This window comes from Tardiphaga sp. 866_E4_N1_4, from assembly GCF_052076075.1.
Classification (GTDB): Bacteria; Pseudomonadota; Alphaproteobacteria; order Rhizobiales; family Xanthobacteraceae; genus Tardiphaga; species Tardiphaga robiniae.
Genome location: NZ_CP197242.1, coordinates 2,601,931 through 2,624,370, shown reverse-complemented (window position 1 = coordinate 2,624,370; position 22,440 = coordinate 2,601,931). Strand labels below are relative to the sequence as shown.

The following is a 22,440-nucleotide window of genomic DNA, read 5'->3' as shown; positions in this document are numbered from 1 at the left end:
AAAAAGCGCTGCCCAAGCGCCCCTTCGTCATTGGGCGGGCGATGTCGTCACCGGCGGAACGCTGCATCCGATCAAGCGTTTTCGATTGGCACTTATCTAGGAGCTGGTTCATGCCCCATTCTTATCCCGCGCCTCCGTTTGCTGCCCAGAAACAACCGATGCCCGGCCGAACGGAGGCCATGCAGCCTCGTCCCGATCATGGCGAGAGCAGTTACAAGGGGGGGGGTAGATTGCAGGGCATGAGAGCGGTAATTACCGGTGGCGACAGCGGGATCGGCCGCGCTGTCGCGTTGGCCTACGCACGCGAAGGTGCCGACGTCTTGATTTCTTATCTCGATGAGACCGAGGATGCCCTCGAAGCTAAAGCTTTAATCGAGCGCGAAGGCCGCAAGGCCATAATGGTCCCAGGTGACATCCAGCATCGGCGCCATTGCGACGTGATTATCGATAAGGCGGTAAGGGAATTGGGCGGGATCGACATCCTCGTTAACAACGCCGCGCATCAAGCGACCTTCAAGGACATCGGCGACATTTCCGATGACGAGTGGGATTTGACGTTTAGGACAAATATCTATGCAATGTTCTACCTGACAAGGGCCGCCGTGCCTCACATGAAGCCGGGAAGTGCGATCATCAATACCGCGTCGGTCAATTCGGATATGCCGAACCCCACCTTGCTGGCCTATGCAACGACGAAGGGGGCCATTCAGAATTTCACCGGCGGCTTGGCGCAGATGTTGGCCGATAAGGGCATCCGCGCAAACGCGGTGGCACCGGGACCGATTTGGACGCCGCTCATTCCATCCACTATGCCAGACGAAGCCGTTAGAAATTTCGGCAAGCAGACGCCGATGCAACGTCCCGGACAGCCCGCAGAGCTTGCAACCGCCTACGTGATGCTCGCAGATCCACTCTCAAGCTACGTTTCCGGGGCCACGATCGCCGTTACAGGCGGCAAACCTTTCATCTAATCGGATCGAGCGTTTCGCGGCAAAGCAGTGGGGTCTCATCGGTGTCCAGCATTTTGCCGTGGGTGGGAGGGTTCGCCGCTGTCCTGACTTCGCTGTCGTACATTCCCCAGGTCCGGAAAGCATTGCCCCGGAGCTCAACCAAAGATCTGTCGCTCAAGATGCTTGTGGTGCTGACATCAGGCCTGGGTCTGTGGATCGGCTACGGTCTACTCAAGGGCGACTGGATCATCGTTCTGGCGAACAGTATCGGCTGTGCGCTGACAGCAACCGTGCTCGGCTGTAAAATACGAGACATTCGCGGGGAGGACTCTGCATAGGGAGCGGAACCTGGCTGCATGATCAGGGTTTAGAGTGCGTGTTATCTAGGTGTCATACGGAGATGCCATGCGGCCAATAATGGTACCACCCACTCTCCTTGATCGCGAGGTCGCAGCAACCGCCGTTCGGCACGCACATGCCGCAAGCGAACAAGTGGCCGAAGCTCTGACGTGGGGCGCGGACGAGCATGTTCTCGTTGTTGCTGCAGCGGCCTTCTGGCTCCTGTCGCGTAGCGGCTCCCCCCGGAAGCGAACTGTCGGTACGCATTTTCTGGCGGCCTCGTTGGCCACGGCCGTTGTGCCGCATGCACTGAAGCATGTTTTCAATCAACGTCGACCGGATAGGCTCACCATTCTTGGCCATCTACACGGAGTACCGATCTCAGGCCGCCCGAATGATGCGTTCCCCTCGGGGCACGCGATGCATATGGGGGCTCTCGCGAGCGCAGCATCCTCATTCGATCGGCCGTATCGCGAGCTGACCTGGACGGCTGCGGTCGGTATCTCGCTGACGAGGATCTATGTTCTCGCGCACTGGACGAGCGATGTGGTCGCGGGCTTCGCCAGCGGATATCTGATTGATCGGCTATTGAGACGCTGGACCGGCTACGGCAATGGGACGACGACGCCATGACGGATTACGCCTTCCGATTTTTCGTTGGAGGGGCAGTCGTCTCGATATTCGCGCTGCTCGGAGACGTGTTACGGCCTAAGTCCTTCGCGGGACTGTTCGGCGCCGCGCCATCGGTGGCCCTGGTTTCGCTCGCGCTCGCAATCTCCAGGCACGGACCGGACTACGTCTCTACGCTGGCTGCTTCGATGATGGCCGGCGCGACCGCTCTTCTCGTGCTCAGCTTCGTGACGTGCCGTTTACTCAAACGCACGGGGTTGTCCGTTCTATCTGTTACCCTGCTCGGGCTTCCCCTGTGGCTGGTAGTCGCGTTTGGCCTCTATGGGATGGTGGGCTGAATGTTTGTTCGAGCCTCATTCTCGTCGTTGAGCGATGGTCGCTGGTACGAATACATCGTCCGGTTCCTGCTGGGCGGAGCATCGACTGCAATAACTGGCCTGATCGGCACACGTTGGGGTCCGGGCGTCGGAGGTCTGTTCCTGGCATTTCCAGCCATGCTCTGCGCCAGTGCCACGCTGGTCGAGGCGCACGAAAGGCGCCGCAAAAGGGAAATTGGCCTGCAGGGCAAGAGACGTGGTGAAGACGCCGCTGCGCTCGAGGCCGCTGGAGCGGCTCTGGGAAGCATGGGCCTCGTTGCGTTCGCTCTCACAGTCTTCCTCGTAAATGCCGCGGCTCCCTGGAGCAGCTTGGCGCTGGCATCTCTGGTATGGGCGGCGACCGCAGGTTCTTGCTGGTGGACTTACAAGAGACTTCGCAGGACGTGGACCTGAGATGGGCGAGCTCCGATCAAGAATAGACACCAGTCGGGCAGTGCACTTGTGTCTGGACATGCAGAGGCTGTTCGGTCCCGAAGGGCCTTGGCCGACACCTTGGCTCGAACGTGTCATGCCGGCGGTGGAAAGCCTCGTCCAACGTGACCCGGCACGGACTGTCTTTACGCGCTTTATTCCCCCGGCGTCGCCCGAGCATGCAAATGGGATGTGGCAGAGCTACTTCCGAAAATGGCGGTTGGTCACGCGCGAACGTCTGGACCCGCACCTCCTCGAGCTTATGCCGCCTTTGCAGCGACATGTCCCACCGGCGATTGTCTTCGACAAGTCTGCGTATTCTGCGTTCTCGAACGGAAGGCTTCACGATATTCTGCAAGACGGTAACGTCAATACCTTGATTGTGAGCGGCGCGGAGACTGGCGTCTGCGTTCTCTCAACCATCTTGAGTGCTGTTGATCTGGGCTATCGCATCGTCGTTGCGCAAGATGCGATGTGCAGCTCAGCTGACGAAACTCACGATGCCTTACTTGGCTTGTACGCCCGGCGTTTCGACCTACAGATCGAACTGGCAGATTGTGCCGAGATCCTTGAAAGATGGTCGCAGGCTTGAATGCAGTCAGGGCTAGGCTGGGCGGGCGAAGTGTTTGGCGCGCGCGCCACAGGCGCGGGCGACCAAGACCCACAAAGAGGAGACCCCGATCATCGGGGTCTCCTTCTGGTTGGCATCACGCGCTAGTTGCCGCCGCCGGCACCACCACCAGCGCCACCACCACCACCACCAGCACCGCCGCCCGAAGTGCGACCTTCGGCAGAGCTGTTAGACCCGGTAGTTCCAGTCGCTGCATTCGATCCACTAAGGGAGCTGGCATTGTTGCCAGTCTGCGATCCTGCAGCGTGCGGCGCCGCGTGTGGAGTGCTCGAGGTCGGGCGATCGACTGCCGTCCCCGTACTGGTAGTGCCGGGCTGTGTAACGCCATTGCCTGCGGAATTGACCTGAGGCGCGCTCGGATTTGCACCGCTCTGTGCGAATGCGGCAGGAGCAGTCATCAGTGCCGCTGCCGCAACTGCTATCAACGTCTTCTTCATATTGTCCTCGTTCGTTGTCATGCCCCGAGCTGGATGAATTAACTTGCTCGCTTGTTGTTCCTGGCGAGAAATCGCGCAACAGTGGAACAACACTCGCTTCTCCTCACCCATTTGCCCGAGGCGGTTCCCCGACAGCATCCTGGCGGCCTTCCGACGGCGCGCCTGAGACGCCAGAAGCGGGAAGGTTGGCCTCGCCGATCGGTGCGGGCAAGCCGATCCTGAGGGCGGAAGAAAACGGAACATCCTACGATTAGAATGGTTCTGATGGCGAACGCATAGCGAGGCGCCCCGTGAACCAGATCCCACATCACCCACAGATCCCAATTTGCCTGACGATCAACGGAACGTTGCACGAACTCAAAGTAGAGCCGTGGGTGACGCTGCTGGACCTGTTGCGCGAGCGCCTCTCGCTCACCGGGACTAAGAAGGGATGCGATCAGGGACAATGCGGCGCCTGTACCGTGCTCGTCGATGGCAAACGCGTCAATTCGTGCCTGGCACTCGCGGTGTCGCGCGACGGCGCCGAGATCACCACTATCGAAGGGTTGGCTCAGAATGGCGAACTGCATCCGCTGCAGGTCGCCTTCATGGAGCGCGACGCGTTTCAATGCGGCTACTGTACGCCTGGCCAAATTTGCTCAGCGGCGGGTCTGCTGGCGGAAGGCCACACCCGTAGTCGGGCCGAGATACGCGAGCATATGAGCGGCAATCTGTGCCGCTGCGGCGCCTATACCAATATCGCCGACGCGGTCGAGGACGTGCTGATGCCGCGCATCGCGGCGAAGGAGGCCGCCGAATGAACCGGTTCGAATATATCCGCCCGGCCACAGTGGCCGATGCCATCGCGGCGCTGAATGAACCTGCAGCGCGCGCGCTGGCGGGTGGCACCAATCTCGTCGACCTCATGAAATATGATGTGGCGCAGCCGTCGCGGCTGGTCGACATCAACCGGCTTCCGCTCAAATCGATCGAAATCACTCCCAGTGGAGCGCTGCGCATCGGCGCGCTGGTCACCAATACCGATCTGGCGTGGCATCGAGACGTTCGGGAAAAGTGGCCGATACTGTCAAGCGCCATTCTTGCCGGCGCATCGCCGCAATTGCGAAACGCAGCTACAGCCGGGGGAAACCTGATGCAGCGAACCCGCTGTTATTATTTTTATGATCCGTCGACAGCCTGCAACAAGCGACAGCCCGGAAGTGGCTGCTCCGCCATTGGCGGCGTCAATCGCATTCACGCCATTCTCGGCGCCAGCGATAGCTGCATTGCAGTCCATCCGTCGGACATGTGCGTCGCGATGGCTGCACTCGATGCATCCGTCGAAGTCGAGGGGCCGGACGGCAAGCGATCGATTCCGATGTCTGGTTTCCACCGCCTCCCCGGCGGAGAGCCCGAACGCGACAACACGCTGAAGGGCGGCGAGCTCATTACATCGATCATTATCCCCAAGCCCGACTTCGGTGCCCATCACACCTATCTCAAGATCCGGGACCGGCTCTCCTATGCCTTCGCGCTGATCTCCGTCGCCGCCGCGCTGCGTGTGGAGGAGGGCATCATCCAGGACGTCCGGATCGCGCTCGGCGGGGTCGCGCATAAGCCGTGGCGGGATTTTGACGCAGAAAGATCGCTGAAAGGCGAGCGAGTCGGGACCCAGAGCTTTAAGCAGGTCGCTGATTTCATTCTTCGTGATGCGAAGGGGCAGGGCGACAACGACTTCAAGATCGAGCTTGCTCGCCGCGCTATCGTTCGTGCGCTGGAGCAGGCGGCTGCGGGCACACCGCAGGATCAGGCCGACAAATCGATCCACTAGAAAGTTAACGGGACCATCGCATGTCAGTTGGTGAAATCACGCATATCGGACGTCCGACCAACCGGGTCGACGGTAAACTGAAGGTGACCGGCCAAGCGCACTACGCGGCGGAGTATCCTGCTGACGATCTGCTCTATGGCTACATCGTTGGTAGTACGACCGCCGCTGGACGGATCGCGGCGATGGACTTGGATGCAGCAAGGCAGTTTCCAGGCGTCGTCGAAATCTTCACGCACGAAAATCGCAGCAAGGCGGCATGGCTTGATCGTAGCTGGCGGGACGAAGTCGCGCCTCCTGGCCATCCGTTCCGGCCGCTGAATTCGGACCGTATCCTGTTTGACGGTCAGCCGGTCGCGTTGATTGTCGCCGAAACGTTCGAGGCCGCGCGCGATGCGGCCTCCCTGGTTCGCATTGCCTATGATGTCGATGCGCATTGTACCGAGCTTGAGGCGAAGCGGGCAGAGGCCTATGTGCCTCCGAAGAAGCGTAGCGGTATTCCGCCGCCACCGGACCCGCGCGGCGATGCCGAGCAGGCGTTTCAAAATGCGCCCGTCAAGATCAGCCGCGATTACCGGATCAATGCCGAGCACCACAATCCGATGGAGATGTTCGCCACCACCTGCGTGTTCGAGGGCGACGGCAAGCTGACGATCTATGACAAGACGCAGGGCTCCCAGAATGCGCAGGGCTATGTCACCTCAGTGTTCGGCCTGCGCAGCAAGGATGTCCGCCTGGTCAATCAATATGTGGGCGGGGCATTCGGCGCCGGCTTGCGGCCGCAGCACCAATTGTTCTTCGCCGTCATGGCCAGTCTCGAACTCGAACGCTCGGTGCGGGTGTCGCTGACGCGTGCTCAGATGTTTCATATCGGCTACCGGCCGGACAGTTACCACACCGTCTCGCTCGCCGCCGATCGCGATGGGCGGCTGCAGTCGATCATGCATGATGCCGTTGCCTCGACCTCCCATTACGAGGATTATCAGGAGGCTGTCGTCAATTGGTCGGGCATGATGTATCACTGCGACAACGTCAAGCTGACCTATCAGCTTGCCAAGCTCGATACGGCCACGCCGTGTGACATGCGCGCACCCGGCGCAGCCATCGGCGTGACAGCGCTCGAATGCGCGCTCGATGAACTTTCATACGAACTCGGTATCGGTCCGCTCGAAATCCGGCGGATCAATTTCGCCTCGAAGGACGAAAACACCAACAAGCAGTTCACATCCAAGGCGCTTCTGGAATGCTACAGCGAGGGCGCTGCGGCATTTGGATGGGAGAAGCGAAGCCCCAAGCCGCGTGCCATGAAGGAGGGTCGCGAGCTGATTGGATGGGGCGTCTCAACGGGAATGTGGGACGCCTTCCTGCAAAAGGCCCAGGCCACTGCGACTCTCAAGGTGGACGGGACGCTGGAGGTGGCAACGGCGGCGTCCGATATTGGCACTGGGACCTGGACAATCCTGACGCAGATCGGCGCCGAAGCGTTCGGATTACCACTCGAAGACGTTCAGGCCAGGATCGGCGATTCGACTCTGCCGATGTCGCCGGTCGAAGGAGGTTCGTGGACCGCAGCGTCGAACGGCTCGGCAGTTCAGGCCGCATGTGAGGCGGTCAAGCATTCTCTGTTCAAGCAAGCCAGGAAGATGGCCAATTCGCCTCTTGCGGATGCAAGTTTCGAAGACGTCGAGGTTCGGGATCGACGCATCTTCCGGAAGGATGATCCGGCGCGCGGGCTTTCCGTTTTCGAAGTCATGCACGCCGCCGAACTCACGGAAATCACCGAGCAGGGCAAAGTCAGCCCGAACCTGCGACAGATGCTGAAATATATCAGCTACACGAATTCCGCGGTGTTCGCGGAAGTGCGCGTGGATGAAGATCTGGGGGTCGTTCGCGTGACGCGCGTCGTGTGCGCGGCGGCGGCGGGCAAGATCCTTAATCCCAAGACGGCCCGCAGCCAGATCCTAGGCGGTGTGGTGATGGGAATCGGCATGGCGCTTCACGAGGAAGCCATGACGGATCATCGCCTCGGCAAGATTATGAATGCCAATCTCGGCGAATATCACGTTCCGGCCCATGCCGACATCGAGGATATTGAAGTGATCTTCGTCGATGAAAAGGACGACAAGGTCAGCCCTCTTGGCGTCAAGGGCCTGGGCGAGATCGGCATCGTGGGAACCGCGTCTGCCGTCGCTAATGCGATCTTTCACGCAACTGGTGTGCGGGTGCGTGATTTTCCCATCACGATTGACAAGATTTTGAATGCTCCACGACCGTCCTGAGTTCATCTCGTACAGACCCAACGGTGGCATACGCCGATGGGGCTTCACTTGTCGGCTTTGGAGCCCGGGCCTCTGCATGACTGAGCTAAATGTCCGTAAGCCTCGGATCAGGAGAGCGCGTGAAGATCGCTACCTTCAACGTGAACAATATCAACAAGCGATTGCCCAATCTGCTGGCATGGTTGAAGTCGTCGAAACCGGATGTGGCCTGTCTTCAGGAGTTGAAGGCCGCCAATTCCGAATTCCCGGAAAGTGCGTTGCGTAAGGCGGGCTATTTTGCCGAGTGGGTTGGGCAGAAGACTTGGAATGGCGTCGCAATCCTCGCTAGAGAATCCAAGATCGTGGTAACGCGCAGGCGGTTGCCTGGTGACGAGAGCGACGAGCAAAGCCGATACATCGAGGCTGCCGTCGACGGCGTTCTCGTTGGCTGCGTCTACGCACCCAACGGCAATCCGCAGCCGGGACCGAAGTTCGATTACAAGCTCACCTGGCTGAAGCGTCTGAACGCCCACGCCGGCAAGCTGCTCAAGTCCGGTGCTCCTGCCGTTATCGCCGGCGACTTCAACATCGTGCCAACGCCCTTCGACATCTACCCGACCAAGTCGTGGGACAAGGATGCGCTCGTGCAGCCGGAAAGTAGGGCGGCGTTCGGCAAGCTCCTCAAGAAGGGGTGGATCGATGCACTGCGCGAACAGCATCCGGATGAGCCGATGTATACGTTCTGGTCGTATTGGCGGAACCGCTACGAGCGTGACGCTGGCCTTCGCATTGACCATCTGCTTCTCAGTCCTGCGCTGAGCCCGCGGCTTGCGCAGGCCGGTGTCGACCGAAAGGTGCGCGGCAAGCTGGATCCAAGCGACCATGCTCCAGCGTGGATAGTGCTGAAGTAGCGCTACGCCTTACTTTTTTGCTTTCCGATCGACCCGGACGTCGCGGAATTCCTCGGGCCCTTTGAGCAGGCGCCGCTTCCGACTGGCCTGATCGTCCGCACTGGCGCCCTTGTCCGTCAGCTTGTCAATTGCGCCGGCGGCCATCTCACTGGCACGGGCTCTATGAGCGACGTTCTTTCTGCGAGACGGTTTAACGGTAAGGCCCAGTTCGACAAGGCGGCGCACAGCTTCTGAGAGTTTCGGAGTGTCCGGCTGAAACTCGGCCCAATGAACAATCCTGCCGCGTAGTTCGTCTGCGGCGCGAAAGCCGAGCATTGGCGTTTGGCCGGTCGCAGGTCGGCCTTTTGATTTTTGCTTTGCTACTGTCGTTTTCTTCATAAGATAATGTTTAGCATAAATGCCAGACCGCGAGAAGTTGGAACTCTGCGTCATGTTATTGAGTTGCGATCTCCGAGGGCACGCTGTTTTAGCGGACTTTCCCCCTGCGCCTTGCTAAACAGTGTGAGAGCGGCCGACCGCCGCATGATGGCGAGGAAGCCGTGGCGAAAGAACTGACAGCGTCCGAACAGGCCCTGCGCGATCGGGAAAGCGAACTCGCGGAGGTCCAACGGATCGCGAAAGTCGGCGGTGTGATCGTCGACCTGCGCGATGGATTTCAGAACCGACGATCACCTGAATATCTCGCCATACACGGGTTACCCCCTGAAGCTGCAAACGAGACACATGAAGACTGGGTCGCCAGGCTTCATCCGGACGACCGGGAGCGCGCTGAGCGGCAATTTCTGGACCTTCTGAATAGCGATGCGGAACGTTATTCTTCGGAGTATCGCATCATTCGGCCCAGCGACGGGGAAATTCGCTGGATCGTAGCAGAGGCGCGTATCGAGCGTGATCCAGAAGGCCGACCGCTGCGGATGATCGGCGCTCATATCGATATCACGGAACGTGCGATCGCCAGAGAGGCGCTACGCGAGAGTGAAGAGCGGTTCCGATTGATCGCCGACAGTGCGCCAGTCCCGATGTGGGTGACACGTCTTGATCGGACGCGGTCCTTCGCAAACAAAGCCTACCTGGAATTTCTTGGCCTTGAATATGAAGAAGCGTTGGCTTTCGATTGGAGGACCATCCTTCACCCGGACGATATGGCGCGCGTCGTGCGCGAGAGCATTGCAGGTGAGGCATCCCTAAAGCCGTTCGTGCTGGAAAGCAGATATCGACGTGCGGATGGCGTGTGGCGTTGGGTCAGATCCGAATCGCAACCCCGATGGGACCCGGCGGGTAAGCATATCGGCTTTATTGGGGTTGCCCACGACATCACGATTGCAAAAGAAGCAGAGATCGAACTGCGTGGGTTGAATGAGGTGCTTGAACGGCGGGTTGAAGAGCGAACCGCGCAACTTCATACCCACGAGGCTCATTTACGAGCCATTTTGGAGACGACCAACCAGTATCAGGGATTGCTCGCGCTGGATGGTACGCTCGTTTTCGCCAATGCGGTCGCACTTGCCGCCATCGCGGTCGAAGCGAAGACAGTGCTCGGGATGCCGTTCTGGGATACGCCCTGGTTTACTGCGACGCCCCGTATGCCCGAACGAGTTCTCAGCGCGTTTAAAACCGCACTGAGCGGCGATGCGTGGCGCGCCGAAGTTCAATTGAACCTATCCGGCGCGGGGCGGCATCTCGACCTCGCCATGCGCCCAGTATTTGGCAGTGGAGGTAGGATTACAGCCGTCTTGGCAGAGGCCGTCGATGTGACCGAGCGTCGCCGGAACGAGGACGCTCTGCGCCAGGCTCAGAAGATGGAGGCGGTCGGACAACTCACCGGAGGCGTGGCGCACGACTTCAACAATCTCCTGACGATTATCAGGTCAGCCACAGATTTTCTTCGTCGGCGCGATCTTCCAGAGGAGAGACGAGGGCGGTATATCGACGCGATTTCCGATACAGTTGACCGTGCGGCCAAGCTGACCGGACAGTTGCTTGCATTCGCTCGCCGACAGCCGCTTGCTCCGCGCGTCTTCAATGTTTGTACGCAGGTCGCGAGCGTGGCGAATCTGATCCGACCACTGGTCGGCGGCCGGATTCAGATTGATCTGGAAGTTCAGACTGCCGACCAGTTCGCCATGGCCGATATAACGCAGTTCGAAACCGCGTTGGTCAATCTCGCTGTTAATGCACGCGACGCCATGAACGGCGAAGGGCGCCTCGTCATTGGTGTCGCGGCAGTGGGTTCGATCCCGGGGATGCGTTCTCATCCTTTGAGGGAGGGCGACTTCATCGCGGTTTCCGTAACTGACTCTGGCGTCGGCATAGCTAGCGAGTACCTGGATGCGATCTTCGAACCATTTTTCACGACCAAGGACGTGGGAAAAGGAACGGGCCTCGGCTTGAGTCAGGCCTTCGGGTTCGCCAAACAGACGGGCGGCGAGATCGGCGTCAGCAGCACGCTTGGAGCGGGCGCGACGTTCACAATTTATCTGCCGCGGGCCGAAACTGGCGCCGAAGTCGAAAGCAGCGCGCCGCCATTAGCAAGCGCAGCGACAAGCGGGCGGGGGCACCGCGTTCTTGTTGTCGAGGATAATACGGATGTCGGGGGATTCTCGACAGAGCTTCTGCAGGATCTCGGATACGCAACCGACTGGGTGACGTCAGCTTCCGCGGCACTGGACGTTCTAGCCAAGGATGAATTCGCATTCGACCTCGTGTTTTCGGACGTCATCATGCCCGGCATGAACGGGGTGGAGATGGCCACGATTATCCGCGACCAATACCCTGGATTGCCGGTCGTTCTGACAAGTGGCTACAGCCACGTTCTAGCCGAAAACGCCCATACAGGCTTTGAACTCATCCAGAAGCCGTATTCGGTTGAGCTTTTGTCGCGCACGCTGCGCAAGGCGATCACTGATCGACGGACTGAATCGGCTTAGCGCTGCTAGATTGGTAATTGGAACTGGGATTGCGCGTCGTCCCCCTTCGTCTGAAGTGTCGATAGCGAAACACCGAGAAGCCGCACGGCTTTCGGCAGTGGCATCGAGCGTTCGAGAAGTGATGCCGCGACCCGTTCGAGCTCTTCGCGGTTTGATACGGCTGTCGGCATTGATTGGCTTCGTGACATGATCTCGAAGTCAGCGTACTTCACCTTCAGCGTGACGGTTCGTCCGCGGTTCCCTGTGTTCGCACAGTGTTGCCACACTTTGTCGACGAGGGGCTGCAGCGCGGCAATCATGGCGTCGAACTCGGTGAGGTCGTCGGAGAAAGTGTTCTCGGCGCCGACGGATTTCCGCATGCGGTTGGCGCGGACAGGACGCTCTTCGATGCCGCGTGATATCCAGTAGTAATAGGTCCCGGCTTTGCCGAAGTGTGCCTCCAGGAACGTCAGCGACTGGTTCCGGATGTTTAGTCCTGTCTGGATACCCAATGCGTTGAATTTAGCCGCAGTCGCCGGTCCGATGCCGTGGAACTTGCCGACGGGCAGGGTCTCCACGAAGGCGGGGCCCATCTCCGGAGAGATGACGTACTGACCGTTTGGCTTGCGATGGTCGGAGGCGAGTTTGGCCAGGAACTTGTTGTAAGAGATGCCGGCGGAGGCATTGAGCCCGGTCTCAGCTTTGATTTTTGCGCGGATCGCCAGCGCGATGTCGCGCGCCAATGGGATGTCCTGAAGGTTTTCAGTGACATCCAGATAAGCCTCGTCCAGCGACAGCGGTTCGATGATGGGCGTGTGCTCGGCGAAGATTTCACGGATCTGCTGGCTGATGGCCTTGTAGACCTCGAAGCGCGGCTTCACGAAGATTAGATCTGGACATTGACGTTTGGCTGTAACGGACGGCATCGCCGAGCGGACGCCGAACTTGCGGGCTTCGTAACTCGCTGCTGCCACGACCCCGCGCTCCTGAGAGCCGCCGACGGCGACAGGTTTGCCGCGAAGCTCTGGATTATCCCGCTGTTCGACTGACGCGTAGAAGGCATCCATGTCGATATGGATGATCTTACGCTGTCGGATTTCCGGCGCGACGTCGTTCGTCACCGGGCCATCGGTTTCCATTTGCCATCTCTGATCGCCAGCATCGCCTTCGCGACCGGAGTGGATGCGCGATCGGCCGCTCCATCGGCCGCCGCCTCGACGGCGCGCCAGTCGATCAGAACGGTGCCGTCCGGAGCGACCTCATAGAGGCCGACGCCCACTGGAGTGCCTGAGATGCGCTCGGTTCGGACGGGGCGCTGCGTGATGTCTTGCGCCAGCGCGGCAGCGGGCAGCACGATGGCAAGTAAGGCGATCCACATTTTGCGCATTTGGTGCATCCTTCTTTGGGCCTTGGACTACGATCTTTCAGGGCAAGCAGATCGGATCGCCAACGGCCAAGGATATGGCGTCTCGAACGCGGGTCAGCAACCATTGTCCTCTCGGCTGCCGGTCGGTTCCTGGCAGGTGCAGGAGGCGCATATCCGGGCAATCTGGGAAGGGCGCGCTCCGACGCCTAGTCCACCAAACGTTTCATTAAATGGACCTGTTTGTCCAATACGGTGCTGGGCAAACGGAGGAGCTTACGATGAACAACGAGGAACGGGAAATGAAAGGCTCCGATCTGCTAGTGGCGGCTCTCGAAAACGAGGGCGTCGACCGCATCTTTGGCGTTCCCGGCGAGGAGAACCTCGACGTCGTCGAGAGCCTGCGCAAGTCTTCCATCGAGCTGGTCGTCACGCGTCACGAGCAGCCCGCCGCCTTCATGGCTGCGACCCACGGGCGTCTCACAGGGAGGCCTGGTGTCGCGCTCAGCACTTTGGGGCCCGGAGCCCTGAATCTCTCTACAGGGGCTGCTTATGGACTCCTGGGAGGCATGCCGATGGTCCTGATCACTGGCCAAAAGGCGATCCACGCCAGCCGACAGGCGCACTTCCAGATCGTGGACGTCGTCGCGAGCATGAAGCCGCTCACGAAACTGTCGCAGCAGATCGTAAGTGCGTCTTCCATCGCGACTGTCGTCCGGAACGCTTTCCGGATTGCGATGGAGGAGCGTCCCGGACCCGTGCACCTGGAGCTTCCGGAAGATGTCGCGGCGGAGAAGGTGTCCGGCGTTTCGGCCGTCCCGGTCCACCCGACCGATCTCCCGGCGCCCTCGATGGACGCCGTCCGGAAGGCGGCTGAGCTCATCCTCTCGGCAAAATGCCCGTTGCTCATGTTCGGTGCCGGTGCCAGCAGGCCCAGGCTGGCGCCCGCGCTCTCCGAATTCGTCCGCCGGGTGAAGATCCCATTCTTCAACACGCAGATGGGGAAGGGGGCCGTCGGCGGGGCGTCCGACTACTATGTCGGCACGGCGGCGCTGAGCGAACGCGACTACGTCCATCGCGCGATCGACTGCGCCGACCTGATCATCACCATCGGCCACGACACCATCGAAAAGCCGCCATTCATCATGGGGCGTGGCCGCCATCAGGTGCTCCACATCGGCTTTACGCCGGCGGCGGTCGAGGAGGTTTACTACCCGCAAGCTGAACTTATCGGCGACATTGCGAAAGGTCTCGACATGCTGGCGGCCGAGCTCGATGGGAAGCTCAAGCAGACCACGCAGTGGGACGGCGTGCGCGCGGATATCCTGCGCCACATCGGCGACCGGGCCAACGAAGACCGCTTTCCGCTGACCCCGCAGCGGATCGTCCACGACGTCCGCCAGGTCATGCCACTCGACGGCATCGTCGCGTTGGACAACGGGATGTACAAGATATGGTTCGCGCGTAACTACCGCACGGACGTCGCCAACACGCTGCTGCTCGACAATGCGCTTGCGACGATGGGAGCGGGGCTTCCGTCGGGCATGATGGCGGCGTTGCTGAATCCGAAGCGCCGTGTGCTCGTTGTCGCCGGCGACGGCGGTTTTATGATGAATTCGCAGGAACTGGAGACCGCGCAGCGTCTGAAGCTCGATCTGGTCGTGCTCGTCATCGAGGATCACGCCTACGGGATGATCAGGTGGAAGCAGGCCGTCGACGGTTTCGCCGATGCGGGGATGACTTTCGGCAATCCGGATTTCGTTGCCTACGCGCAGTCCTACGGTGCCCAGGGTCATCGCGTGACAGAGGCGGGCGGTCTGGCACCGACACTGGAGAAGGCCTTCGCGGCTGGTGGCCTTCACCTCGTAGTGGTGCCGGTGGACTACAGCGAGAATGTTCGTGTTTTGGTGGATGAACTGGCCGACATGCAGCAACAAGAATGAAAAACCATTCGACAACTGAAACGGGTTAGGCATTTGCAGTGCGAAGGGACATCAGGCCAATTCGTTCCCCTATTCGTTTGAACCCAGTTTTGGTGCTGGCCTGTTTTTGGCCGCAGTGGCCTATTCTGGCCGCGCCCTTATTTCGGAGGTTCTAGAGAACCAATTTCTCCGTCCCGCGTAACGATATCGGCGGAGGGTGGAATGCATACACGACGTACAGTCGGGGAGCTTCGAGAGAAGGTAGATAAGTATCGGGCCATGGCCCGGATGACGACCGATCCTGAAACGGCCAGACGTATTATCGAGCTTACTGACGAATTGGAACAACAGGCCCGCGATATCGAGCGAGGAAAGTAAGGCCTCAATGGGCGGCCTCTTTCGTCAATGCGGTCTCATGCCACGTTGTCGCTAATTCATTGTAAGAATGCGAGCATTGAGTGCAGCCGCAAAAAGTATCCAAGCGAGATAGGGCAAAAGCAGCAAGGCGGCGGTGCTGTCGACGCCCAAGCCTATGATGACGGTCACTCCTATTGCCGCGAACAACAGCGAAATAACAATCATGCCAGACCGCAGATCGTGGCGACCGAAGAAGAGCGGCGACCATATCGCGTTCAGGGCGAGCTGGATGCCGAATGCGCCAAGAGCTGCGGTTCGAGCGGGCGAAGGAGGCGCCTCCCAGAACATCCACACGGACAGCGCCATGAGGAAATACAGGATGGGCCAGACGATGGGAAACGCGATGCGCGGTGGTGTCCACGATGGTTTCGCCAAACTCGCGTACCAAGTCGGAATCTCAGGCGTCGTAACCCGAGCGCCGATAAACGCGACGCTATAACAAATCCCAAGTGAGCAGAGTAAGGACGCGACCGAACTGTTAGTCATGCACCGTTAAGTCCTTGCGTTCTCGCCAGTTCCCCGGCCTCAGACGACTTCCACATTAACGTGGCGCCGCGCTCGTGCATTTCGATGATGCCGTCGGAGACGTCTTGTCGCGGTCGGCCGTGTAACTCCGACACTCCCGGCCTTCAGGAGTGTGCCGTTCCACTCGCCAACGGGCATGCGGCCAGCCATCGCGTCCAGTGCTTGCTTTCAGGTCGCAGAATGTTGGTAGTGCATTGTCCGGCTTTTTCCGGAGTTATTCCCCGGTGGCGTACTGCTTGCCCTAGGCGTCCGGCTTGTCGGTGCGCTCCTTTGCCTTCTTGGAGAAGGCATCGCTCGACGACGGCATCCCCAGCGTAGCACGGCCAACTGACGCCATCTTCCTTTCGGCGGATGAGGTAACGCTCTCCCAGATTTGGCTATCGGAGGACATTTGTCGTGTCCTTCGTCAAATGGGGGGCTGCTTCGAGATCGCGGCCGAGTGTTATCGGTCGATCGGGGGGAGAAGGGTGGTGATGCCGGCGAATGCCCTTGAGCCAAATCAGCAGTGCTTCCCAGTGGATGCCTGCGATCACCTTCAAGGTCAGCAGGGGGTAAACGCAGAAGGCGTGCGCTAGAGCTGCGTCGGTCAGATTCTGGCGGGTTGCAGCGAGCTTGGCGATGAGCAGCGGCCCTTGTGCATCGTGACCGATGACCGAAACCGTCAAATTCTTTCCCGGAGGGACGACAGAAAACGAATAGACCATGTCGGTGCTCATGAAGGGGGAAACGTAGAAGGACTTCTGGCTTTTCTGGCGGATTGGCACTTTCGTGTCGCGGGCAACGGGAATGAGATAATTGTGACGCTCACCGAACGTATTGCTGACCTCGTATAAGATCGCCGAAATCGAGTTGTCTCGCCTGTAGCAGAAATAGATGCTCAGCGGATTGAAGGCGTATCCCAGGATGCGCGGCATGGTGAGAAGCCGGAGCGGGCCGCCGGCTTCGATGCCGGCCTCTTGCAAATGCCGCTCGATCCTGGCCCGCGGCGACGTGGTCTCTCCCTCGCCGTGATCCCGATCATGGAAGCTGAAGAGGTTGAAGCGGTTGTGCGAGAAGAGGTGCAGCCTGCCTGCCAGCATATCGACTTCATCAAGATCGAGAAGCATGTAGAAAATGCTGTAGCGCAGCCGATGCTCTCTTGGCCGCAATCGGTGATGCATCACTGAGCCGGAGTAGAGGGCCGAACGAAAGCCCGACATCAGGCAGCCTCCGTTTCAGGCGTGGCGAGCACAGTCTCATGAACATGGATGCGGCCGGATTCGTCAGCGACTGTCCAGGGGCGCCGCAGGTCCCCGAGGGCTTCAGCGACGGCAAGCCCGGCTTGTAATCCATCCTCGTGGAAGCCGGCGCCGAAGTAAGCCCCGCAAAACCATGTATTGCGCTTGCCCTGCAACGACCAAAGCTCTCTCTGCGCTTGCATCGCCTGCGCATCGAAACGGGGATGGCTGTAGCGCATTTCCCTGAGAATAGCGTTGGGTGCGATCTCCCGGTGGGGATTGAGCGTGACGAAAAGCGGTCGCTCGCTTTCGATTTCCTGAAGACGGTTCATCCAATACGTCACGGCGAGCTTGCGACCGCCATCGTCGTCCCTCGCCATGTAGTTCCAGCTCGACCAGACCCGGCGGCGGCGCGGCATCAAGCGAGGGTCCGAATGAAGGACTGCATCGTTGTCGATATAGTCGAACGCGCCGAGCAATCGCCGTTCCTCGCTGCTCGGATCAGCAAGCACTTGGAGCGCTTGATCCGCGTGAGTGGCAATCACCACCTGATCGAAACGGCGACGATCACCGTCATATCCGACGACCTCGGAACCGTTCGTGGTGCGAACGATTGTACGGATCGGATAGTCAGACACCACTTCGGCTATGGCGTCAGTAAGCACTCGCACATAGGAGCGGCTGCCGCCGCACACGGTGCGCCAGATCGGGCGACTAGACAGTTTCAGGAGGCCGTGGGTGTCGCAAAATTTGATAAATGAAGCCGCTGGATAGGCCCCGATCTTTGCAGCAGGCGTGGACCAAATGGCCGCCGCCATCGGATAGAGATGATCGTTGCGGAATCCTTCTCCATAACCGGCGGCGTCGAGATACTCATCGAGCGTAATCAGGCCCAAGGCCGCCACATTGCGTGGCGCCTCGCGATAGAAGCGCACGAGGTCGCGCAGCATCCGCCAGAATCGTGGGCTGATGGCGTTTCGACCCTGCGCGAACAGGCCCAGAAGGCCGGTTCCGGAGTATTCGAGCCTGCCATCGTCGAGCGAGACGGCAAATGACATGTCGGATCGCTTCGTGGCGACGCCGATATGCTCAAAGAGTGATGTCAGGTTTGGATAGGTGGATTCGTTGAAGACGATAAAGCCGGTATCGATCGCGGCGCCCGCGGCATCGACCGTGTGGCTGTGCCCACCCAGGCGGCTATCGGCTTCATATAGAACAACCCGATGTCGTTTTGAAAGCAGCCACGCTGCGGACAGGCCGGAAATACCACTCCCAACAACGGCTATGTCGAGGCTTCCGCTATGTGCCGCGGCGTTAAGGCTGTTCATTCTATCACTCCCAGCAATCTTTCTCGTCAAAAGACTTCCCTCCACGCGCCAAGCTGCCAATATTTACGGAACCCAGCGCGCATTGGATCACTTGAGGCGTGATCCAATTAGGGGGAGGGCGCGTATGAAGGGCAAATGGATGCTGCAAGATTACATCTCGACATCAGGCGCACGCGGGATGTCGGTCCGGCGGCGAGGCTCATTGTTTTGAACGAGGGCATTCAAAAAGAGGTGCTGCCCTCTCCTGTTGAGTTGATCCGCCTGATAGATGCCGTTGCACAGGCGCAGGATCGCAAGGCGTTCGCGCAGCTCTTCGCCTATTTCGCGCCGCGTGTGAAAGGCTTCCTTATTCGGACCGGTCTCGCGGAGTCGGTTGCCGAGGAGGTGACACAGGAAGTCATGATCGCGGTATGGAGAAAGGCGTCCTATTTCGATCCCAGCCGGGCGGGCGCGTCGACATGGGTGTTTACGATTGCTCGTAACCAGAGGATCGACAGGCTGCGCCGCTCGCGCTCCCGTACGGCCGATCATCTCTTGGATCTGAGTGACGAACCGGACACGCCACCGTCGGGCGAAGATATCGTGATCATGGCAGAGCGGGAAGAAGAGGTCCGGAAAGCGCTGGCGACCCTATCAAATGAACAGGCAACCATCGTGAAACTCTCTTTCTTCTCCGAAGCGCCGCATGCGGAGATCGCTCGTGAGCTGGGCATCCCGCTCGGCACCGTAAAATCCCGCGTCCGGCTCGCATTGAACCGGCTGCGAACGCTATTGGACCGCGATATATGACGATCAACCATCACCCCAGCGACGAAACGCTTCTGCGTCTTGCGACCGGAGCATTGGGCGCCGGCCCGGCGCTAGTCATTCGCGTCCACCTCGAAGGATGTGCCGTTTGCCGCGAGCGCTTAACCCGGTTCGAGGCTGTGGGCGGGGCGATCCTCGACGAGATGCGCTTGGCTCCGCTTGCTGAGGATTTGTTCGGACGGACCATGGAGCGGCTGGAAAGCATTCCATCCACGTTAGTGAAAGAACCCAGGCCGAGGAAACAGCCGGACCTGGGCATCGAGCTCCCTCATGCGATGCGCCACTGCGAAATTGGTCCCTGGCGATGGCTTGGCCCCGGCTTCAGATGGAGCAAGGTCCAAATTGCCGGAAGTCCAGATGCCAAAGTCATGATGATTAAGGGTAAAGCGGGGCTTCATCTGCCTGCCCATGGACACACCGGCATGGAGTTTATGCAGATTCTATCTGGATCTCTGTCGGACGAGCGCAGTCAATATTTTCCCGGCGATCTCGACGAAGCCGATGATGAAGTCAATCACCGGCCCCTTGTCGGCGAGAAGTCGGATTGCGTCTGTCTCGCTGCTTTGGAAGGAGATACGCGCCTTCATGGATTTCTGGGGCGTCTCCTACGTCCGATCGTGGGATTTTGAACGATGGCGGCGGCACAGCCGATCAGATTCCTTTGGCTAGCCTCGGTCGGCCTATGAAGATGTTTCATGAGGTCGTGTAATTGGCCTTGCGAGAAAGCCGTCGCGAAAATTGTGCCAGTTTGGACGGTACGGGACAGAATCGCATGACACTGGTCATCGCAGTCGTTGCGCTTGCGATTTTCCTTTCACTGACCATGGCGGGAGCATGGTTGGTCGCGCTTCGAACCGGCCAGTCAGGATGGATCGACGCGATATGGTCGTTTGCCACCGGCGTGTTCGGCGCTGCCGCCGCTCTTCTCCCTTTCGCCGGGGGGGAAATTTCATCGCGTCAGATACTCGTGGCAGTGCTGGCGCTCTTGTGGGCACTGCGTCTCGGCATCCACATCGTGGCGCGCACCGCGCGGGGCGGTGATGATCCGCGCTACCGGCACTTGCGCGAGCAGTGGGGAAGTGCCTTCAGATCGCACCTGTTCTGGTTCCTGCAAATCCAGGCATTGGCTGCGCTGGTACTCGTCCTCTCTATCATGATCGCGGCGCAAAATCCGACTCCTGGCCTGAGGGTCCTAGACTGGCTCGGAATTGCCATCCTGATTGCGGCCGTTGTCGGGGAAACGATCGCGGATCGCCAGCTGTCCACCTTTCGCCTAGACCCCGGAAACCAGGGAAATGTTTGCGACGTCGGGCTTTGGGGTAGGTCACGCCACCCAAACTATTTTTTTGAATGGTTGGGATGGCTGGCTTATGCCGTGATCGCGGTCGATCTCACAGGCGCCTATCCGCAGGGGTGGCTGGCTTTCGCCGGGCCATTGCTGATGTATTGGCTCCTCGTCCACGCCTCCGGCATTCCGCCCCTGGAAGGGCACATGTTGCGCTCGCGCGGCAAGGCCTTCCGAGAATACCAGCACCGCGTCAACGCATTCTGGCCCGGCCCGCAGAGCGGCGCTGGCGCCGCCGGCAACAAAGAAGACCTTTGATGAGCCTGATTTCCTCGGCGATACGCGTCGCGGAGTGCCGTCCGCTTCCCGACCCAATGACGCGAATGGGCATCGAGTTTCTGGTCGGGCGCACGAGAAGTAAACTTGCCGCTGCAAGCGATCGCGAGGAAGGCGATTTCGCGCGCGCCATGGCAGAGTACCCGATCGCAGAACATGCGAACGCCGCCAACGCACAGCACTACGAATTGCCGCCCGAATTCTTTGCCCTTACGGTCGGCCCACGTCGCAAATATTCCTGTTGCCTCTATTCGACGGGTCACGAATCGCTGGCCGATGCCGAGCGCTTGGCGCTTGAGGAAACGGTTGCGCATGCCGGTATCGCCGACGGACAGTCGCTCCTGGAACTCGGCTGCGGCTGGGGCTCGCTGACGCTGTTCATGGCTGAGCGGTTCCCTCGCACTAATATCACCGCGGTTTCGAATTCGACCCCGCAACGGCTTCACATCGAGGCGGAGGCCGTGGCCCGCGGTTTGGGAAATATCCGCGTCGTCACTGCCGACATGAACGCTTTCGAACCGGACAGCACATACGATCGGGTCGTGTCGGTCGAAATGTTCGAGCACATGTCCAACTGGCGGAGTTTACTCGCGCGCATCAAGACATGGCTTGTACCCCAACAGGGGCGGGTTTTCGTTCACGTCTTCAGCCACAGGCGCAGTCCCTATCGCTTCGATCATAACAACGATGCCGATTGGATCGGGCAGCATTTCTTCACTGGCGGAATCATGCCGAGCCATGGCCTTATCCGGCATTTTCCGGACTGCTTTGCCGTTGAACAAGACTGGCGCTGGAACGGCCTTCATTATCAGAAAACCGCGATCGACTGGCTGGCTCGCTTCGATGCAAACCGCCCTCACATTGATAGCATTCTGAGTAGAGTCTATGGACCGGACGCGGCGCTTTGGCATCAACGCTGGCGGCTTTTCTACCTGGCGACGGCAGGGCTCTTCGGGCATGCCGGCGGTGAAGAATGGGGTGTGAGCCACTACCTCCTGCGCCCGGCATAACGCATGGCGTTCGTGATTCTAGTCCGGAACATCTGGCGGCGAGTTGCCGCTTATGCCGCTCACGATGATCCGATGGTCGCGACCTGCAACTTGGTCGCGCTTGTCGTCGCCTCCAACCAGCCCTTCTATCCGCTCTATGTCTATTGGGCCGTCAGCGAACACATTTGGCCGACCTTCTTCACGTTCCTGTCGACGCCATTTTTCCTCGCGGTACCCGCACTGGCTAGGCGATTGCCAACGGCAGGCCGTGCGCTTCTCCCACTTACCGGCATCGCCAATACGGTTTTGAGCGCAAAAGTGTTCGGGCAGGCATCGGGCGTGGAGATTTTTCTCATCCCTTGTGCGCTGATTGCCGCGACCTTCTTTCGACCATCTGAAAGGTTGACCGCCCTCATTCTGGTTGGGCTGGCGATAATGGCTTACCTTGGACTCGATGGCGCGTATGGCGCCCCCGTCCACCTCTACGCGGTCTCAGAATACCGTGCTTTCCTCAGATTGAACGTCATGAGCGCTGGCATCCTCACCGTGTTCATCGGACTTGTCGCATCGGAAATGTTAAGCCGACGTGCTTAA

At 59.6% G+C, this 22,440-nt stretch carries 23 protein-coding genes; 16 read left to right on the top strand and 7 right to left on the bottom strand.

What is annotated here, in order from left to right; translation table 11 throughout:
• The first annotated feature begins 110 nt into the window (after positions 1-110).
• The 9 genes from AB8B20_RS12905 (at position 111) to xth (ending at position 8,751) form a co-directional block, all read left to right on the top strand.
• Positions 111-971 carry an SDR family oxidoreductase gene (locus tag AB8B20_RS12905; RefSeq protein WP_120286787.1) on the top strand — a complete coding sequence of 287 codons (861 nt, stop codon included), beginning with the start codon at positions 111-113 and terminating at the stop codon, positions 969-971.
• A gap of 41 nt (positions 972-1,012) precedes the next feature.
• Positions 1,013-1,288, top strand: a complete 276-nt coding sequence (locus tag AB8B20_RS12900; protein ID WP_068738714.1) for a SemiSWEET family sugar transporter — start codon at positions 1,013-1,015, stop codon at positions 1,286-1,288.
• Positions 1,289-1,355: 67 nt separating this feature from the next.
• Positions 1,356-1,922, top strand: a complete 567-nt coding sequence (locus AB8B20_RS12895) for a phosphatase PAP2 family protein (protein ID WP_120286786.1) — start codon at positions 1,356-1,358, stop codon at positions 1,920-1,922.
• Entirely contained in the window at positions 1,919-2,257 is a 339-nt protein-coding gene (locus tag AB8B20_RS12890; protein WP_439072824.1) for a DUF3147 family protein, read from the top strand. Before AB8B20_RS12895 ends, AB8B20_RS12890 begins: the two co-directional genes overlap by 4 nt.
• Positions 2,258-2,690: 433 nt before the next feature.
• Positions 2,691-3,299 carry a cysteine hydrolase family protein gene (locus tag AB8B20_RS12885; RefSeq protein ID WP_439072823.1) on the top strand — a complete coding sequence of 203 codons (609 nt, stop codon included), beginning with the start codon at positions 2,691-2,693 and terminating at the stop codon, positions 3,297-3,299.
• A 793-nt stretch (positions 3,300-4,092) separates the two neighbouring features.
• Complete coding sequence (locus AB8B20_RS12880; RefSeq protein WP_120286837.1) at positions 4,093-4,575, top strand: (2Fe-2S)-binding protein; 483 nt, start codon at positions 4,093-4,095, stop codon at positions 4,573-4,575.
• On the top strand, positions 4,572-5,585 hold the full coding sequence (locus AB8B20_RS12875) for an FAD binding domain-containing protein (protein WP_120286783.1): 1,014 nt from the start codon (positions 4,572-4,574) through the stop codon (positions 5,583-5,585). Before AB8B20_RS12880 ends, AB8B20_RS12875 begins: the two co-directional genes overlap by 4 nt.
• Positions 5,586-5,605: 20 nt before the next feature.
• On the top strand, positions 5,606-7,861 hold the full coding sequence (locus AB8B20_RS12870) for a xanthine dehydrogenase family protein molybdopterin-binding subunit (protein ID WP_439072822.1): 2,256 nt from the start codon (positions 5,606-5,608) through the stop codon (positions 7,859-7,861).
• Between the two features lie 119 nt (positions 7,862-7,980).
• A complete protein-coding gene (gene xth, locus AB8B20_RS12865) occupies positions 7,981-8,751 on the top strand; it encodes an exodeoxyribonuclease III (protein WP_120286781.1) in 771 nt (256 codons plus the stop codon).
• 9 nt (positions 8,752-8,760) lie between these two features.
• On the opposite strand, the gene AB8B20_RS12860 is transcribed toward xth, so the two are convergent.
• Entirely contained in the window at positions 8,761-9,129 is a 369-nt protein-coding gene (locus tag AB8B20_RS12860) for a hypothetical protein (protein WP_120286780.1), read from the bottom strand.
• Between the two features lie 161 nt (positions 9,130-9,290).
• On the opposite strand from AB8B20_RS12860, the gene AB8B20_RS12855 reads away from it, so the two are divergent.
• Positions 9,291-11,678 (top strand): PAS domain S-box protein, encoded by a 2,388-nt coding sequence (locus AB8B20_RS12855; RefSeq protein ID WP_120286779.1) that lies wholly within the window; start codon positions 9,291-9,293, stop codon positions 11,676-11,678.
• Positions 11,679-11,683: 5 nt separating this feature from the next.
• Here the strand turns inward: AB8B20_RS12855 and dinB are convergent, their stop codons facing one another.
• Both dinB and AB8B20_RS12845 read right to left on the bottom strand, forming a co-directional pair.
• Positions 11,684-12,796 (bottom strand): DNA polymerase IV, encoded by a 1,113-nt coding sequence (gene dinB / locus AB8B20_RS12850; protein ID WP_439072821.1) that lies wholly within the window; start codon positions 12,794-12,796, stop codon positions 11,684-11,686.
• Positions 12,775-13,044, bottom strand: a complete 270-nt coding sequence (locus AB8B20_RS12845) for a hypothetical protein (protein WP_120286777.1) — start codon at positions 13,042-13,044, stop codon at positions 12,775-12,777. The genes dinB and AB8B20_RS12845 overlap by 22 nt, the downstream gene beginning before the upstream one ends.
• Before the next feature lie 257 nt (positions 13,045-13,301).
• On the opposite strand from AB8B20_RS12845, the gene AB8B20_RS12840 reads away from it, so the two are divergent.
• Positions 13,302-14,963 (top strand): acetolactate synthase large subunit, encoded by a 1,662-nt coding sequence (locus AB8B20_RS12840; RefSeq protein ID WP_439068995.1) that lies wholly within the window; start codon positions 13,302-13,304, stop codon positions 14,961-14,963.
• Between the two features lie 408 nt (positions 14,964-15,371).
• On the opposite strand, the gene AB8B20_RS12835 is transcribed toward AB8B20_RS12840, so the two are convergent.
• The 4 genes from AB8B20_RS12835 to AB8B20_RS12820 all read right to left on the bottom strand — a co-directional run bounded on the left by AB8B20_RS12835 (position 15,372) and on the right by AB8B20_RS12820 (position 18,429).
• Complete coding sequence (locus AB8B20_RS12835) at positions 15,372-15,845, bottom strand: TspO/MBR family protein (RefSeq protein ID WP_120293167.1); 474 nt, start codon at positions 15,843-15,845, stop codon at positions 15,372-15,374.
• Between the two features lie 280 nt (positions 15,846-16,125).
• Entirely contained in the window at positions 16,126-16,275 is a 150-nt protein-coding gene (locus AB8B20_RS12830) for a hypothetical protein (RefSeq protein WP_439072820.1), read from the bottom strand.
• The gene (locus AB8B20_RS12825; RefSeq protein ID WP_120293169.1) at positions 16,262-17,083 is read right to left on the bottom strand and encodes a DUF1365 family protein; all 822 of its coding nucleotides are present in this window, start codon (positions 17,081-17,083) and stop codon (positions 16,262-16,264) included. The genes AB8B20_RS12830 and AB8B20_RS12825 overlap by 14 nt, the downstream gene beginning before the upstream one ends.
• A complete protein-coding gene (locus AB8B20_RS12820; RefSeq protein WP_120293171.1) occupies positions 17,083-18,429 on the bottom strand; it encodes an NAD(P)/FAD-dependent oxidoreductase in 1,347 nt (448 codons plus the stop codon). Before AB8B20_RS12820 ends, AB8B20_RS12825 begins: the two co-directional genes overlap by 1 nt.
• Positions 18,430-18,564: 135 nt before the next feature.
• On the opposite strand from AB8B20_RS12820, the gene AB8B20_RS12815 reads away from it, so the two are divergent.
• From AB8B20_RS12815 to AB8B20_RS12795, 5 genes are all read left to right on the top strand, one after another.
• Complete coding sequence (locus tag AB8B20_RS12815) at positions 18,565-19,218, top strand: sigma-70 family RNA polymerase sigma factor (protein ID WP_439059602.1); 654 nt, start codon at positions 18,565-18,567, stop codon at positions 19,216-19,218.
• Positions 19,215-19,865, top strand: coding sequence for a ChrR family anti-sigma-E factor (locus AB8B20_RS12810; RefSeq protein ID WP_120293173.1), 651 nt, complete (start codon positions 19,215-19,217; stop codon positions 19,863-19,865). The genes AB8B20_RS12815 and AB8B20_RS12810 overlap by 4 nt, the downstream gene beginning before the upstream one ends.
• A 143-nt stretch (positions 19,866-20,008) precedes the next feature.
• A complete protein-coding gene (locus tag AB8B20_RS12805) occupies positions 20,009-20,839 on the top strand; it encodes a DUF1295 domain-containing protein (RefSeq protein WP_120293175.1) in 831 nt (276 codons plus the stop codon).
• Positions 20,839-21,867, top strand: a complete 1,029-nt coding sequence (locus AB8B20_RS12800) for an SAM-dependent methyltransferase (RefSeq protein ID WP_120293177.1) — start codon at positions 20,839-20,841, stop codon at positions 21,865-21,867. The genes AB8B20_RS12805 and AB8B20_RS12800 overlap by 1 nt, the downstream gene beginning before the upstream one ends.
• A gap of 3 nt (positions 21,868-21,870) precedes the next feature.
• Positions 21,871-22,440: a hypothetical protein gene (locus AB8B20_RS12795; RefSeq protein ID WP_120293179.1), complete on the top strand. Its 570-nt coding sequence runs from the start codon at positions 21,871-21,873 to the stop codon at positions 22,438-22,440.